The sequence below is a fragment of the Pseudonocardia sp. ICBG1142 genome, assembly GCF_020496255.1.
Taxonomy (GTDB): Bacteria; Actinomycetota; Actinomycetes; order Mycobacteriales; family Pseudonocardiaceae; genus Pseudonocardia.
Map to the genome: position 1 here is coordinate 1950312 of NZ_JAHLJC010000030.1, position 15114 is coordinate 1965425.

The 15114-nt window shown below is 74.9% G+C and carries 10 protein-coding genes; 4 read left to right on the plus strand and 6 right to left on the minus strand.

Translation table 11 applies throughout. From position 1 onward, the window contains the following. Positions 1–13 precede the first annotated feature (13 nt). Both KPL59_RS23520 and KPL59_RS23525 read right to left on the minus strand, forming a co-directional pair. Positions 14–853 carry a fumarylacetoacetate hydrolase family protein gene (locus tag KPL59_RS23520; protein WP_075307109.1) on the minus strand — a complete coding sequence of 280 codons (840 nt, stop codon included), beginning with the start codon at positions 851–853 and terminating at the stop codon, positions 14–16. A 354-nt stretch (positions 854–1207) separates the two neighbouring features. After that, positions 1208–3583, minus strand: coding sequence for a xanthine dehydrogenase family protein molybdopterin-binding subunit (locus tag KPL59_RS23525; RefSeq protein ID WP_226362133.1), 2376 nt, complete (start codon positions 3581–3583; stop codon positions 1208–1210). A gap of 111 nt (positions 3584–3694) precedes the next feature. On the opposite strand from KPL59_RS23525, the gene KPL59_RS23530 reads away from it, so the two are divergent. Beyond that, positions 3695–5344, plus strand: coding sequence for a fumarate hydratase (locus KPL59_RS23530; RefSeq protein WP_226352098.1), 1650 nt, complete (start codon positions 3695–3697; stop codon positions 5342–5344). Positions 5345–5478: 134 nt separating this feature from the next. On the opposite strand, the gene KPL59_RS23535 is transcribed toward KPL59_RS23530, so the two are convergent. From KPL59_RS23535 to KPL59_RS23545, 3 genes are read right to left on the minus strand one after another with little or no spacing between them, the layout of a single operon-like run. After that, positions 5479–8205 carry a bifunctional GNAT family N-acetyltransferase/acetate--CoA ligase family protein gene (locus KPL59_RS23535; RefSeq protein WP_226352099.1) on the minus strand — a complete coding sequence of 909 codons (2727 nt, stop codon included), beginning with the start codon at positions 8203–8205 and terminating at the stop codon, positions 5479–5481. Between the two features lie 8 nt (positions 8206–8213). Continuing rightward, complete coding sequence (locus tag KPL59_RS23540) at positions 8214–9386, minus strand: acetoin utilization protein AcuC (protein ID WP_226361978.1); 1173 nt, start codon at positions 9384–9386, stop codon at positions 8214–8216. Positions 9387–9420: 34 nt separating this feature from the next. Further along, a complete protein-coding gene (locus KPL59_RS23545; protein ID WP_226361979.1) occupies positions 9421–10338 on the minus strand; it encodes a sulfurtransferase in 918 nt (305 codons plus the stop codon). A gap of 93 nt (positions 10339–10431) precedes the next feature. Here KPL59_RS23545 and KPL59_RS23550 point away from each other — a divergent pair, with 93 nt between their 5' ends. Next, positions 10432–11148, plus strand: coding sequence for a metal-dependent transcriptional regulator (locus KPL59_RS23550; protein ID WP_075333573.1), 717 nt, complete (start codon positions 10432–10434; stop codon positions 11146–11148). Between the two features lie 15 nt (positions 11149–11163). Then, positions 11164–12132, plus strand: coding sequence for a UDP-glucose 4-epimerase GalE (gene galE / locus KPL59_RS23555; RefSeq protein WP_020623755.1), 969 nt, complete (start codon positions 11164–11166; stop codon positions 12130–12132). Positions 12133–12236: 104 nt separating this feature from the next. Here the strand turns inward: galE and KPL59_RS23560 are convergent, their stop codons facing one another. Further along, positions 12237–13370 carry a DUF4192 domain-containing protein gene (locus tag KPL59_RS23560; RefSeq protein WP_226361980.1) on the minus strand — a complete coding sequence of 378 codons (1134 nt, stop codon included), beginning with the start codon at positions 13368–13370 and terminating at the stop codon, positions 12237–12239. 195 nt (positions 13371–13565) lie between these two features. Between KPL59_RS23560 and KPL59_RS23565 the strand changes: the two genes are divergently transcribed. Next, entirely contained in the window at positions 13566–15059 is a 1494-nt protein-coding gene (locus tag KPL59_RS23565) for an FGGY-family carbohydrate kinase (protein WP_226361981.1), read from the plus strand. The last annotated feature ends 55 nt before the right edge of the window (positions 15060–15114 follow it).

The following is a 15114-nucleotide window of genomic DNA, read 5'->3' on the forward strand; positions in this document are numbered from 1 at the left end:
GGGTGTCCGGACGTCACCGCACGGCCCGGCACACGTTGCGGCACTCGCCGATCCCCTCCACCGCGGTGACGATCTCGGCGCCGTCGGTGAGGTAGCGCGGAGGCGTGCGTGCGTCGCCGACACCGCCCGGGGTGCCGGTGGCGATGACGTCGCCGGGGTTGAGTGTGAGGATCTCCGACAGGTAGACCACCAGGTCCACCGCGCCGAACACGAGCTGGTCGGTCGTGGAGTCCTGCATGGTCTCCCCGGACAGCTCCGAGGAGATCCGCAGCGCGCCGCCGGCAGCCGGGTCGGCGGGCAGCTCGTCGGGCGTCACCAGCACCGGCCCGAGCGGCGTCGAGTGCTCCCAGGTCTTGCCCTGCAGGAACTGCTTCGTGCGCCGCTGGTAGTCCCGCATCGACACGTCGTTGAGCACGGTGTACCCGGCGATGGCGGCGGCCGCAGCCTCGCGGTCGGCGCGGCGGACCGAACGCCCGATGACGACGGCCAGCTCGGCCTCGTAGTCCACGCGGTCGGACTGCTCGGGCAGCTCGATCTCGTCGTACGCGCCGATCAGGGCAGGTGCGTACTTGCCGAAGACCGTGGGGTACTCGGGCAGCTCGTTGCCCATCTCGAGCACGTGGTCGCGGTAGTTCAACCCGATGCAGATGATCTTCTCGGGCGACGGGACCAGCGGCGCGTAGTCCAGGCCCGCGGTCTCGTGCACCGGGCCGGCGGCGCCCGCGGCGTGCTCGGCCCAGTCGGGACGCTCCAGCAGCGCCCGCACGTCCGCCTCCCCCGTCTCGACGGCGGTGTCGCCGTCGACGCGCACCGCCCGGTGCCCGGTCGCGGTCCGGATCGTCGCGAGCCTCATCGTGCGGGTGCCTCCCGGTATCGGTTGCCGTCCGGCGAGAGTCTGCGCCACCGGGGGGCCGCGGAACAGTCGGGGGGTGGGTTGGCGCGCGTCCCGGCCGGTGGACGCGCCGAACTCACCCGTACGGGCGATTCCGCGACGGAGCGCGACCCCCGTTCCGCCGGCCCGGCGACAGCGACGGCCCCGTCCGGGAACCGCCCCCGCCGTCGCGCCGCCACCCGCCCCGCCCGCCCGGCGGCGTGGCGCTCCGCAACCACACCCGCTGTCCGGCATCCACACCCGTTGCAGCAGGTGTGGATGCCGGACAGCGGGTGTGGATCCGCCACGGCGTCACCGGCCCGGGCCGGTGCCGGGTCAGATCGCGGCGTCGTCCTCGGCGCCACCGCCGCGCACCGGAAGGTCGTCGAAGACCGCGGGCGGCTCCCGCCACGCCTGCTCCGGCTCCCCGGCGCGGGCCGCACTGACCGCCCGCCACACCCGCTCGGGGGTGCAGGGCAGGTCGATGTGCCGCACACCCAGGTCCGACAGCGCGTCGACCACGGCGTTCTGCACCGCGGGCGTCGACCCGATCGTCGCGGACTCGCCGATGCCCTTGGCGCCGAGCGAGTTGAGCGGGGTCGGGGTCTCGGTCGTCGAGGTCTCGAAGGAGAACAGGTCGGCCGCGGTCGGGATCGTGTAGGCGGCGAGGCTGGAGGTCAGCGGCTGGCCCTGGTCGTCGAACAGGACCTCCTCGTGCAGCGCCTGCGCGACGCCCTGGGCGAGTCCGCCGTGTTGCTGGCCCTCCACGAGCAGCGGGTTCAGGATCCGCCCGCAGTCGTCGACGGCGACGTGCCGGAGCGGCGTGACCCGCCCGGTCTCGGTGTCGACCTCGACGACCGATAGGTGCGCCCCGAACGGGAAGGTCGCGCCGTCCTGCGCGGAGTCGAGGCCGACGTGCAGCTCCTCCCCCGTGGCCTCGGCCTGCCGGTGCACGTCGCTCCAGCTCACGGTCGGCCCGCCGGGCACCCCGGCGACCCCGAAGGTGCCGTCGCCGGTGATCTCGACGTCCTCCGCGGCGGCCTCCAGCAGGTGCGCGGCGAGCTTGCGGGCCCGCTCGTGGAGCTCGTGCGCGGCCTCGGACACCGCGGTCCCGCCGAGCTGCAGCGACCGCGAGCCGCCGGTCCCGGCGCCGCGCGGGACGAGCGCGGTGTCGGACTGGACGTAGCGGATCCGGTCCATCGGGATGCCGAGCCGGTCCGACACCAGCATCGCGAACGAGGTCGCGTGTCCCTGACCGTGCGCCGAGGTGCCCGCCGACACCGTCGCCGAGCCGTCGGCGTGCACGGTCACCGAGCCGTACTCGCCACCCCCGCCACCCGCGGTGACCTCGACGTAGACCGCGATGCCGATGCCCAGGCGCACCGGGTCGCCCGCCTCGCGGCGGCGGGCCTGCTCGGCACGCAGCTCGTCGTAGCCGGCGATGCGCAGCGCCTCGCGCAGCGGCAGGTCGTAGTCGCCGACGTCGTACCGGGCGCCGGTCGGGGTGGTGTAGGGGAAGACGTCGGGCGCGAGCAGATTCCGCCGGCGCAGCTCGACCGGGTCGATGCCCAGCTCGACGGCGGCGAGGTCGACCAGGCGCTCCAGGTGGGCGGCGGCCTCGGGGCGCCCCGCGCCGCGGAAGGCGCCCATCGGGGTGGTGTTGGTCAGCGCGGAGACGGCGTCGTAGCGCAGGTTCGTGATGTCGTAGACGCCGGTCGCCATGAGGTAGGTCGTGCGCAGCGGGAGCGCGCCGCCGAACCCGGCGTAGGCCCCGGAGTCGCCGACGACCCGCACGCGCAGGCCGGTCATCCGGCCGTCGCGGGTGAGGCCGAGCTCGTAGTAGCCGACCTGTCCGCGGCCGTGCGGCATCGAGACGAGGTTCTCCGAGCGGGTCTCGATCCAGGCCAGCGGCCGCCCGAGGGCCCGGGCGGCGACGACGGTCGCGGTGTGCTCGGCGAGTACCCCGGCCTTCGCGCCGAACCCGCCGCCGACGTGCGGGGCGATCACCCGGACCTGCTCGGGCTCCAGCCCGGTCAGCCCGGCGAGCTGGGTGCGGAAGCCGTGCGGCATCTGGGTGGAGACGTGCACGGTCAGCGGGAAGTCGGTGGTCGTCGGGTCGGCGACGATCGCGTTGCCCTCCATCGGGACGGCCGCGACGCGCTGGTTCACCATCCGCGCGCGGACGACGACCTCCGCGCCCTGCAGCGGGTCGCCGGTCCCCCGCTCGCCCGCGGCGAGGTTGCTGCCCTGGTCGGGGAACTGCAGCGGGGCGTCGTCGGCGAGCGCGGCCTCGATGTCGGTGACCGCGGGCAGCGGGTCGTAGTCGACCTCGACGAGCTCGGTGGCGTCGACGGCGGCGGCGCGGCTCTCGGCGACGACCAGTGCCACCGCCTCGCCGACGAACCGGACCCGGTCGGTCGCCAGCGGCGGGCGCGGCAGCGCGGGGTTGAGGACCATCAGGCCGTGGTGGGCGGGCAGGTCGAGGTCGGCCGCGGTGTACACGGCGAGGACGCCGGGCGCGGCCGCGGCCGCGGTGGTGTCGATGCCGGTCAGCAGCGCGTGCGCCACCGGCGAGCGGACGAACGCGACGTGGGCGAGGCCCGCCGGTGCGTCGGCACCGAGGACCAGGTTCCCGACGAAGGTGCTCGCACCGGTGATCAGGTCGGCGTCCTCGACGCGGCGGACGGAGGTTCCCAGGATCGAGCCAGGCATGTGGTCCACACTACAACACTAACCGGAGGGTCATCCGCTTAGTGCGTCTCACACGTCGCCTGCGTCTCCACCTGCGGTGCCCGCCCGGCGACGGCCGGTAGCGTCGCCGCCATGCCCGAGTTCCACCACACCGATGTGCTCCCGCTCGGCCCGGACGACACCGAGTACCGCGAGCTCGACCTGCCCGCGGGAACCGTGACCGAGGCCGCGGGCCGCACCTTCCTCGAGGTCCCGCCGGAGACGATCACCGGTCTCGTCCGCGCGGCCGTCTCCGACATCCAGCACCTGCTGCGACCCTCGCACCTGAAGCAGCTGCGCGCCATCATCGACGCCCCCGAGGCCTCCGGCAACGACCGGTTCGTCGCCACCGATCTGCTGCGCAACGCCTGCGTGTCCGCGGGCGGGGTGCTGCCGATGTGCCAGGACACCGGCACCGCGATCGTCGTCGGCAAGAAGACCGAGACCGTGCTGACCGGCGGCGACGACGAGGCCGCGGTGTCGCGCGGGGTCTTCGAGGCCTACCAGGAGCTGAACCTGCGCTACAGCCAGATGGCGCCGATCAGCTTCTGGGACGAGAAGAACACCGGCACCAACCTGCCCGCGCAGGTCGAGCTGTACGCCAAGCCGGGCCGGGACCCGTACTACGAGTTCCTGGTCATGGCCAAGGGTGGCGGCTCGGCCAACAAGACCTTCCTCTACCAGGAGACGAAGGCGCTGCTGAACCCCAAGCGGCTCGCCGCGTTCCTGGACGAGAAGCTGCGCAGCCTCGGCACCGCGGCCTGCCCGCCGTACCACCTGGCGATCGTCGTCGGCGGCATGTCGGCGGAGTTCAACCTCAAGGTCGCCAAGCTCGCCTCGGCCCGCTACCTGGACACCCTGCCGACCGAGGGCTCGCCGCTCGGGCACGCCATCCGCGACACCGACCTGGAGCAGCAGGTCCTGGAGCTGACCCGCAACTTCGGGATCGGCGCCCAGTTCGGCGGCAAGTACTTCTGCCACGACGTGCGCGTCATCCGGCTGCCCCGGCACGGCGCCTCGCTGCCGGTCGGCGTCGCGGTGTCCTGCTCGGCGGACCGCCAGGCCAAGGCCAAGATCACCCCGTCCGGGGTGTACCTGGAGCAGCTGGAGCGCGACCCGGCGCAGTACCTGCCCGAGACCACCGACGGCGACCTGTCCGACGAGGTCGTGCGCATCGACCTGAACCGGCCGATGGACGAGATCCGCGCCCAGCTCTCGCAGCTGCCGGTGCGGACCCGGCTGTCGCTGACCGGGCCGCTGGTCGTCGCCCGCGACATCGCGCACGCCAAGATCGCCGAGCGGCTCGACGCGGGCGAGCCGATGCCGCAGTACCTGCGTGACCACGCCGTCTACTACGCCGGGCCGGCCAAGACCCCCGAGGGCTACGCGTCCGGCTCGTTCGGGCCGACGACGGCCGGGCGGATGGACTCCTACGTGAAGCAGTTCCAGGAGGCCGGTGGGTCCCTGGTGATGCTGGCGAAGGGGAACCGGTCGAAGCAGGTGGTGGACTCCTGCGCCGCGAACGGCGGCTTCTACCTGGGCTCCATCGGCGGCCCGGCCGCCCGCCTGGCGCAGGACTGCATCCGCAAGGTCGACGTGCTCGAGTACCCGGAGCTCGGCATGGAGGCGGTCTGGAAGATCGAGGTCGAGGACTTCCCGGCGTTCGTCGTGATGGACGACAAGGGCAACGACTTCTTCGCCGACACCAGCGCGCCGACGCTGCAGGTCACCTTCCGCACCTGAGCCCGACGCTGCCCGGTGCGCCCCCGCCGGGCCCTCCGGCACCGCGCCGTCGCACCCCGGGACGTCGTGTGGCACCCCTCGCGCGGGGTGCCACGCGCAGTCACGGGGTGCGACGGTGTCCTCTGTGGTCGAGGTCAGCGCAGGCGGCGGGGGCCCGCGTCGCGCCGGTCGGGAACCGGGCCGATCGTCACCCGTGCGCCGGCCACGAACGCGCCCTGCGGCGAGGCCAGTACCGGGTCGAGTGCGAGCGAGCGGACCTGCGGCAGGTCCTCGACGAGCCGTCCGATCCGCAGCACGACGTCCTCCAGCGCGGCGAGGTCGACCGGGTCGGTGCCGCGGTAGCCGGTGAGCAGCGGCGCCGCCCGCGGGGCCCGCACCAGCCGGGCCGCGTCCTCGGTCGAGACCGGCAGGACGCGGTAGGCACGGTCGTCGAGCAGCTCGGTCGCCATCCCGGACAGCCCGAACGCGACCAGCGACCCGAACGACGGGTCGTCGACGACCTCCACCGTGCACGAGGTGCCCTTCGGCGCCATCCGCTGGACGTAGACCTCGTCGGAGCCGGTGACCCGTGACAGCTCCGCGTGCGCGCCGCGCAGCGCCTCCTCCGAGACCAGGTCCAGGCGCACCCCGACGAAGTCGCCGCGGTGACGCCACTGGTCCGCGGTCGACTTGATGACAACCGGGTAGCCGAGCTCCCCGGCGGCGGCGACGGCGTCGTCGGCGCCCTTCGCCCGGCGGAAGGTGATCACCTCCAGGCCGTAGCAGGCGAGCAGGCCGACCGCCTCGTCGTCGGTGAGGGGGTGCGTGACGTCCGGCCCGAACGACGCCACGAGCTCGCGCGCCCGGTCGGCGTCGATGCCCTCGGGCACGACGAACTCCCCGACGGCGGTGTCGCGCCACTGCGCGTAGCGGCTGACCCGGCCCAGCGCCGACGTCGCCCGCTCGGGACTGGCGAAGCTCGGCACCGACCCGCGGCCGGGGGTGCCGTCGGTTCCGGGGACCGACAGCTCGGCCGGGATGCCCTCCGCGGCCAGGAACACCGCGACGACCGGGACCCCGGCGCCGGCCGCCGCGTCACGCAGGGCGCGCGCGTGGTCCCGGCCCGCCACCGCGACCGGCGGGACGAACACCGCGATGAGTGCGTCCGGGCGGACGTCGCCGTCCAGGGTCGCGCGGACCGCGCCGGCGAAGGCCTCCGGGGAGGCCTGGGTCCCGACGTCGACCGGGTCCCCCGCCAGCTCAAGACCCTCGTCGAGCAGCCCGTCGAGGACCAGCAGGTTGACCGCGGTGGAGTTGCCGACGACGGCGACCCGGCGGCCCTTCGGCAGCGGCTGGTGGGCGATGAGCAGGGCGGTGTCGAACATCTGCGGGAGGGTCTGCACGCGGATGACGCCGGCCTGCTCGAACAGCGCCTGCACGCTGGACTCGTCGATCGGCGCCGCGACCGAGGCCAGCGACGGCAGCGTCCCGGTGTGCCGCCCGGACTTCACCGCGATGACCGGCTTGGTGCGGGCGAGCCTGCGGGCGACGCGGGCGAACTTGCGCGGGTTGCCGAAGGTCTCCAGGTACAGCAGCACCTGCTCGGTGTTCGGGTCGGTCTGCCAGTACTGCATCAGGTCGTTGCCCGACACGTCGGCGCGGTTGCCCGCCGACACGAACGACGACAGCCCCAGCCCGCGGGTGCGGGCGTTGGCGAGGATGGCGCTGCCGAGCGCGCCGGACTGGCAGAAGAACCCGGTGCGCCCGTGACCGGGCAACCGCGGCGCGAGGGTGGCGTTGAGCCGCACCGCCGGGTCGGGGTTGGCGACGCCGAGCGCGTTCGGCCCGACCACCCGCATCCCGTGCGCCCGCGCCTCGGCCACCAGACGACGCTCGGCGACGGTGCCGCCGGCGTCACCGGCGTCGGCGAAGCCGGAGCTGATGACGACCAGCACCTTCACGCCCTTGGCCAGGCAGGAGTCCATGACCTCGTCGATGTTCGCGGCCGGGACGGCGACGACCGCGAGATCCACCTCGTCCGGGATGTCGATCACCGACGGGTAGGCACGCACGCCCCGCACCGAGCGGGCGTCGGGGTTGACCGGGTACACCGGGCCGGTGAACCCGGCGCGCAGCAGGTTCAGCAGGACGGCGTGCCCGATCTTGGTCTCGTCCGCGGACGCGCCGATCACCGCGACCGAGGTCGGGTGCAGCAGGTTCGCGACGCTGCGGGCCTCGGCGGCCTGCTCGCGCGCGTAGCGGACCGCGATCGACTTCTCGGTCGGGTCGATGTCGAACTCGAGGTGCAGCACGCCCTCGGCGAAGGCCCGCGTGACGCCGTAGCCGGCCTCGCGGAACACCCGCACCATGGCGTGGTTCTCCACCAGCACCTCGGCCTCGAACCGGGACAGCCCGTTCTCCCGGGCGGCGGCGGCGAGGTGTTCCAGCAGGATCGAGCCGAGCCCGCGGGACTGGTGGTCGTCACGGACGACGAACGCCACCTCCGCGGAGGTGACCGGCTTGTCGGTGCCGGCCCCGTCCTGCGCGGCGGCTCCTCCGCCGGGGGTCAGCCCCTCGTAGCGGCCGACGGCGATGATCTCGTCGCCGAGCAGCGCCAGGAACGCGACCCGGGTCCGGTGGTCGACGACGGTGAACCGCTCGAGGTCCCGCGCCGAGATCCGCGGGTACGGGCCGAAGTAGCGCAGGTAGCGGGTGCGGTCGGACAGCTTGGAGTGGAAGTCGAGCAGCGCGTCGGCGTCGCTGGGCAGGATGGGGCGCAGGTGCACGATCCCGCCGTCGGAGGCGACGACGTCGGCCTCCCAGTGCCGCGGGTAGGGATGCTCGGGGGTGGTGGCCGGGGTCTCGTCGGTCGTCTCGGTCATGGTCGGTCTCAGTCCCGCGGGTCGTCGGGGTCGAGGCCGTGCAGCGGGAACACCGCACGACGGGTCTCCAGGATCGCGGAGTCGACGCGCTCGCCGAACGAGCCGCCCCACCGCTCGAACGCCGGGTCGGCGCCGTCGGACATCGACACCGGCAGCGGCGACCGGGTCCGGGTCGCGGCGAGCGCCGTCCAGTCCGCGGGGATCGAGGTGTCCGGGTCCACGTCACGGTCCAGCGCCACGGCCATCAGGTGCGTCCACGAGCGCGGGACCACCCGGTAGAGCGCGTACCCGCCGCCGCCGAGGACCAGCCACTTGCCGCCCGCGGTGGTCTCGGCCATCTCGCGCAGCGCGTGGTAGATCGCCCGGTGGCCGTCGACCGACAGCTCCAGGTTCGCCAGCGGGTCCTCGGAGTGGGTGTCCGCGCCGCACTCGGTGACCAGCACCTGCGGGCGGAAGGACTCCAGCAGCGACGGCACGACGCCGTGGAAGGCCCGCAGCCAGCCCGCGTCGCCGGTGCCGGGGGGCAGCGAGACGTTGACGGCGTACCCCTCGCCGGCACCGCGGCCGGTCTCCCCCGCCCAGCCGGTGCCCGGCCACAGGGTGAGCGGATGCTGGTGCATCGAGATCGTCAGCACCCGGGGGTCGTCGTAGAAGCAGTCCTGCACGCCGTCGCCGTGGTGGACGTCGACGTCGACGTAGGCGATCCGCTCGTAGCCCTGCTCCAGCAGCCAGGCGATCGCGACCGAGCAGTCGTTGTAGACGCAGAAGCCCGCGGCGCGGTCGCGCATCGCGTGGTGCAGCCCGCCCGCCATGTTCACCGCGCGGTCCGCGCGGCCCTCGGCGATCTCCCGGGCGGCGGCGACCGAGCCGCCCGCGATCAGCGCGGACGCCTCGTGCATGCCGAAGAAGATCGGGTTGTCGGCGGTGCCCAGCCCGTGGCCGACACCGAACGGCGACTCGGGGGCGGACTTGACCGCCGTCTGGAAGCCCGGGGGGTGGACCCGGGTCAGGTCCACCTCGCCCGCGGGCTCCGGGACGACCAGGTCGACGCCGTCGAGCACGCCCAGCCCGCGGGAGAGCTCCATCATCAGCTCCAGCCGCACCGGGTTGAGGGGGTGGTCCTCGGACAGCTGGTAGGTCAGGAACTCCGGAGTCCACACCACCGACGTGCGAGCGCTCATGGGCCGGAACCGTATGCCAGGCCGGCGGGCGCGGTCACTCCCGCGCGGCCCACGGCCGGTCCCCGATCTCGGCCGGGCGGTCCGGGTCGGCGCTCCACTCCGACCACGACCCGGGGTACAGCGCGGCCGGGGCGTCCGGCGTGGTGAGGCCGGACTCCTCCAGCGCCAGCACCAGGGCGCAGGCGTTGACACCGGACCCGCAGTAGGCGCCGGTCGCGACGCCCGGTGCGACGCCGGCGGCGCGGAAGCGCTCGGCCAGCGCGTCGGCGCGGTGCCAGCGCCCGTCCGGGCCGGTGTTCGCCGCGGCCGGGGTGTTGCGGGCACCCGGGACGTGCCCGGCACGCGGGTCGACCGGCTCGGTCTCGCCGCGGAAGCGGGCGGCGGCGCGGGCGTCGAGGAGCACCCCGTCGCGGGCCAGCGCGGCGGCCCCGTCGGCGTCGACGACGGGCATCCCGCCCGGCCGGACCACCAGGTCACCGGGCGGCAGGGGCTCCGGCTCCGGTGCCCCTGCACCCGGGGCGTTCCCGGCGACGGGCAGGCGTGCGGCCTGCCAGCCGGCGAACCCGCCGTCGAGCACCCGGACCCGGCCGGGCGCGACGCCGGCCCAGCGCAGCAGCCACCAGGCGCGGGCGGCGACCGAGCCGTCGAGGTCGTCGTAGGCGACGACGAGCTGGTCACCGGCGTCGTCACGGACCCCGGCCCGACGCAGGACCTCCTGCAGCGCAGCGGCTCCGGGCAGCGGGTGGCGCCCGCCGGGCCCCGGGCGCGCGGGGCCGGCGGACAGCTCGGTGTCGAGGTCGACGAACACCGCTCCGGGGATCCGGTGCGCCTCGTGGTCCGCGCGGCCGGGCGGGCCGACCAGACGCCACCGGACGTCCAGCACCACCGGTCGCGCGGTATCGGCGGCCGGGGCGGGCCCCAGCAGGCCAGCGAGTTCCGAAGGGGGGATCATGGATCCGGACACGCGCCCCATCCTGCCCCGGACGGGCTCGCCATGCGCGGGAGCCGCGCTGGGTAGACTGGACGTCGAACGAAGGGGCCCCATGTGAACGACCTCATCGACACCACGGAGATGTACCTCCGCACCATCTACGAACTCGAGGAGGAAGGCGTCGTCCCGCTGCGCGCGCGGATCGCCGAACGCCTCGGACAGAGCGGGCCGACCGTCAGCCAGACGGTGGCCCGCATGGAACGCGACGGACTCGTCGTCGTGGCCGGGGACCGCCACCTCGAGCTGACCGACGAGGGTCGCGGCCGCGCCGTCGCCGTCATGCGCAAGCACCGGCTCGCCGAGCGGCTGCTGATCGACGTGATCGGGCTCGAGTGGGAGCTCGTCCACGCCGAGGCGTGCCGCTGGGAGCACGTGATGAGCGAGGACGTCGAGCGCAAGCTGCTGCACCTGCTCGACAAGCCGACCGTCTCGCCCTACGGCAACCCGATCCCGGGTCTGGAGGAGCTGGAGCGCGGTGACGACACCTCGGCGTCGTCGTCGGTGCCGCCCACCCTCGAGGTCGGCCTGCAGCGGCTCGACGAGCTGGCCCGCCGCGGCGGCGGTCGCGTGGAGATCCGGCGGATCGCCGAGCACGTGCAGCTGGACTCCGACCTCATGGGCGAGCTGAAGCTCGCGGGGATCGTGCCCGGCAACGCGGTCGAGGTGGGCCCGATCTCCCGCTTCGGCGACCCGGTGCCGGTGAGCTCGGACGACGAGAAGTCGACCGTCGCTCCGCCGGTCGCGCACGCCGTGCTCGTCCGCGCGATCTGAGGAGGATCCGGACACGTGAAGCTGCTCGTCACCGGCGGCGCGGGTTACGTGGGCAGCGTGTGCGCCGCACACCTGCTCGACGCCGGCCACGAGGTCGTCGTGCTCGACGACCTGTCCACCGGCCACCGCGACGCCGTGCCCGCGGGGGCGGAGTTCGTCGAGGGTGAGCTCGGCGCCCGCGCCGGGGAGGTCCTGGGCCGCGGCGGGTTCGACGGCGTGCTGCACTACGCCGCCCGCTCGCTGGTCGGGGAGTCCGTCGAGCAGCCCGAGAAGTACTGGGACGGCAACGTCGTGGCCTCCTTCCGGCTGTTGGAGGCCGTCCGGGAGCACGCGGTGCCTCGGCTGGTGTTCTCCTCCACCGCGGCCACCTACGGCGAGCCGGAGCAGGTCCCGATCCCGGAGACCGCGCCGACCCGGCCGACCAACCCCTACGGGGCGAGCAAGCTCGCGATCGACCACATGATCACCTCCTATGCGCGGGCGCACGGCCTGGCCGCGACGAGCCTGCGGTACTTCAACGTGGCCGGGGCGCACCTGTCCGGTGACACCCCGCTCGGGGAGCGGCACGCGGTCGAGACCCACCTGATCCCACTGGTCCTGCAGGTCGCCGCGGGCACCCGGGAGTCGATCTCGGTCTACGGCGACGACTGGCCCACCCCCGACGGCTCCTGCGTGCGCGACTACATCCACGTGGACGACCTCGCCGAGGCCCACCTGCTCGCGCTGACCCACGCCGTCGCGGGCCGGCACGACATCTACAACCTCGGCAGCGGTCAGGGGTTCTCCGTGCTCGAGGTCGTGCAGGCCTGCCGCACGGTGACCGGGCACCCGATCCCGGCCGTCGTCGCGCCACGCCGGGCCGGGGACCCGGCGGTGCTGGTGGCCTCGAGCGAGCAGGCCGCGCAGCAGCTGGGCTGGAAGCCCTCGCGCACCGCGATCGCCGAGATCGTCGCCGACGCCTGGGAGTTCGCCCGGTCCCGGTGACCCGGACCGCCGTCGGTGTCCCGGCCGGGGTGCCGGTCGGCGGGGTGTCGGTCGACCGGGGTGCCGGCCGGCCGAGCAGCGGCCCGCCGCCTCGACCGACGGGCTCACCGGGCGGCCGGGTCGTCGGTCGCGTCCGGGTCGAGCATCGCGGTGAGCAGCCGCCGCAGTCCGCGCGGGCCCGCCCACCGCGCGGAGGGTGAGCTCGGGTCACGCGTGCCGTGCAGGCTGCTCGCCACCACCCCGGCGAGCACGTGGTCGGGCCGCTCGGCCAGCGCCCGCTGCACCGCCCCGGCCGCGAGGGCGCCGTCACCGCGCAGCAGGGCGCACACCGCGAGCAGCGCCAGCGGGTGCGCCCGCTGCGGTGACGGCAGGGCTGCGGCCAGTACCGCCCACAGCTGTTCGGCGTCCGCCGCGCGGCCGCCCAGGCAGCGGCGCAGCGCCTCGTCGCGCACGTCACCGACGTCGAGGGCGCCGCACAGCGCCAGCGCCAGCCGGTCGTCGACGACGAGCCGGCTCGCGGCGGCCTCGTCCAGGCAGGCGTCGAGCAGCGCGGTGCCGACCGCGGCGGAGACCCTGGCGGGCGCGGCGCCGGTGTCGCGCAGCCGGGCCCGGCGGCGGCGGGCGCCGGCGTCGCCGTCGAGCGGGGCGAGCACCGCAGCGCGGTCGGGCAGGACGGCCCGGCCGTCGCGGACCGCGGCCGTGACCCCCAGGGCGGTCGACGCCGGGTCGGGCAGGATGCCGCCGCAGGTGCAGGGCTGGTCGAAACAGCCCCAGCGGTCCCCCGCCCCGGTGCCCGTCGCCCAGAGCACCGCGACGGGCTCGATCCCGGCGTCGAGCAGCGCCCGCCGCGCGGCGGACCCCATGTCCCGGCGGCTCCGGCGCGGGCTCGGCCCGCCCGGGCCCGGGTCGCGCACGACCAGTGCCAGTGCCCGGGCCGGCCGTTCGCCGACGAGCACCCCGACCGCCTCCTGGCACACCCGGCGTGCCGAGGCCGACGAGCGCGGGAGGTCGACCCGCACGGTGAGCCCGACCCCGCCCCCGTGACGCGAGCCGGTGAGCGAGACGAGGACCAGCGAGTCCCGGGGGTGGAACCCGAGCAGCACCGGGATCGCGGCGATCAGCTCGGCGGGGCTCTCCAGCGGGGGCGGCGGGCCGAACGGCTCCGGTGGACCGGGGTCGGGCGGGTCCGCCGTCCCGGGCGGCGGCGGGGCGGGTTCGGGCTGGGGGCAGGCGGTCATGGCACCACGGTCGGCCCGGGCCGGGGCGTGCGGAACACCGTCACCCGCCCGGCTGTGGACAGCCGGGCGTCACACCCCTTCCTGAGGGGGTGTCGTGGATGGTTCGGGGTGGCGCGTCGGTCGGCAGGTCGACCTGCACGAACGTTCTGCACCCGCACTGTGTGCACCACGGGCCGGGGGAGGTAGGAACGTCCCATGCGCGTGCATCTGGGCGTCGACATCGGCACGTCGGGTTCGAAGGGCGTCCTCGTCGACGCCGGCGGCCGGGTGCTGGCCCGGACCGACCGGGCACACGACACCGCGCAGCCGGTGCCCGGCCACGTCGAGCACGACGCCGAGGCCGTCTGGTGGGGCGACTTCGTCGCGATCGTGCGGGAGCTGCTGCCCGCCCTCGACGACGGCGCCGAGCTCGCCGGGCTGGGGGTGTCGGGGATCGGGCCGACCCTGCTCCCCGCCGACGGCGACGGCCGCCCGCTGCGCCCGGCCATCCTCTACGGCGTCGACACCCGCGCCGGCGCCGAGATCGACGAGCTGAACGCGGAGCTGGGCGTCGACGCGATCCTGGCCCGGGCCGGGACACCGCTCTCGTCGCAGGCGGTGGGGCCGAAGTGGCGGTGGCTGGCCCGGCACGAACCGGAGGTGTTCGCGCGCACCGAGATGTTCCTGATGTGCTCGTCGTACCTGGTGCACCGGCTCACCGGCGAGTACGTGCTCGACCACCACTCGGCCAGCCAGTGCGACCCGATGTACGACCTGACCGCCGCGGACTGGGCGCCCGACTGGGCCGAGCGCACCGCCCCGGGCATCACGCTGCCCCGGCTGCTGTGGCCGACCGAGGTCGCCGGGCGGGTGACCGCGGCGGCGGCCGCCGCGACCGGTCTGCCGGAGGGGCTGCCGGTCACCGCCGGCACCGTCGACGCGTGGGCCGAGGCCACCAGCGCCGGCGTCACCGGCGCCGGGGAGGTGATGGTCATGTACGGGACGACGATGTTCCTCATCGAGGTCATCGACCGTCCGCACCCGCACCCGGCGATGTGGACGACCCGCGGCGTCGAACCGGGGTCGTTCACCCTGGCCGCCGGGATGGCGACCTCCGGGGCGATCACGAACTGGCTGCGCGACCTCACCGGGGAGGGGTTCACCGAGCTCGTCGCCGAGGCCGCCGAGGTGCCCCCGGGCAGCGGCGGGCTGCTGCTGCTCCCCTACTTCGCCGGGGAACGGACCCCGCTGTTCGACCCGGACGCCCGCGGCGTCCTCGCCGGGCTGACCACCGGGCACACCCGCGGCGAGGTCTACCGGGCCGCGCTGGAGGGCATCGCGCACGGCGTGCGGCACAACCTGGAGGTCATGCGGTCCGCGGGCGGCGGCACGAAGCGCCTGGTCGCCGTGGGCGGCGGGGTGCAGGGCGGGCTGTGGACCCGGATCGTCACCGACGTGACCGGGGTCCCGCAGGACGTGCCGGAGCAGACCGTCGGCGCCGCGCTCGGCGACGCGTGGCTGGCCGCCGTCGCGACCGGGGCCGAGCCGCGGCTGCGCGACTGGAACCCGGTCGCCCGCACGATCGAGCCGGACCCGGCGGCCCGCGAGGTGTACGACCGCTTCCACCCGCACTACCGCTCGCTCTACACCGCCACCCGGGAGACCGCGCACTTCCTCGCCGACGAGCGGAGACGCTCCTACCGGCCGTGACACGCTGTTCACACCCGCACGGTTGCCGCGCGGCACCCCGACCACCACGCTGTGC

What these genes read in the sequence shown, in the direction of transcription:
- KPL59_RS23565 (WP_226361981.1), top strand. Translation starts at nt 13,566, where the DNA reads ATGCGCGTGCATCTGGGCGTCGACATCGGCACGTCGGGTTCGAAGGGC.
- KPL59_RS23540 (WP_226361978.1), bottom strand. Translation starts at nt 9,386, where the DNA reads ATGAGCGCTCGCACGTCGGTGGTGTGGACTCCGGAGTTCCTGACCTAC.
- KPL59_RS23520 (WP_075307109.1), bottom strand. Translation starts at nt 853, where the DNA reads ATGAGGCTCGCGACGATCCGGACCGCGACCGGGCACCGGGCGGTGCGC.
- KPL59_RS23525 (WP_226362133.1), bottom strand. Translation starts at nt 3,583, where the DNA reads ATGCCTGGCTCGATCCTGGGAACCTCCGTCCGCCGCGTCGAGGACGCC.
- KPL59_RS23545 (WP_226361979.1), bottom strand. Translation starts at nt 10,338, where the DNA reads ATGATCCCCCCTTCGGAACTCGCTGGCCTGCTGGGGCCCGCCCCGGCC.
- KPL59_RS23535 (WP_226352099.1), bottom strand. Translation starts at nt 8,205, where the DNA reads ATGACCGAGACGACCGACGAGACCCCGGCCACCACCCCCGAGCATCCC.
- KPL59_RS23560 (WP_226361980.1), bottom strand. Translation starts at nt 13,370, where the DNA reads ATGACCGCCTGCCCCCAGCCCGAACCCGCCCCGCCGCCGCCCGGGACG.
- KPL59_RS23530 (WP_226352098.1), top strand. Translation starts at nt 3,695, where the DNA reads ATGCCCGAGTTCCACCACACCGATGTGCTCCCGCTCGGCCCGGACGAC.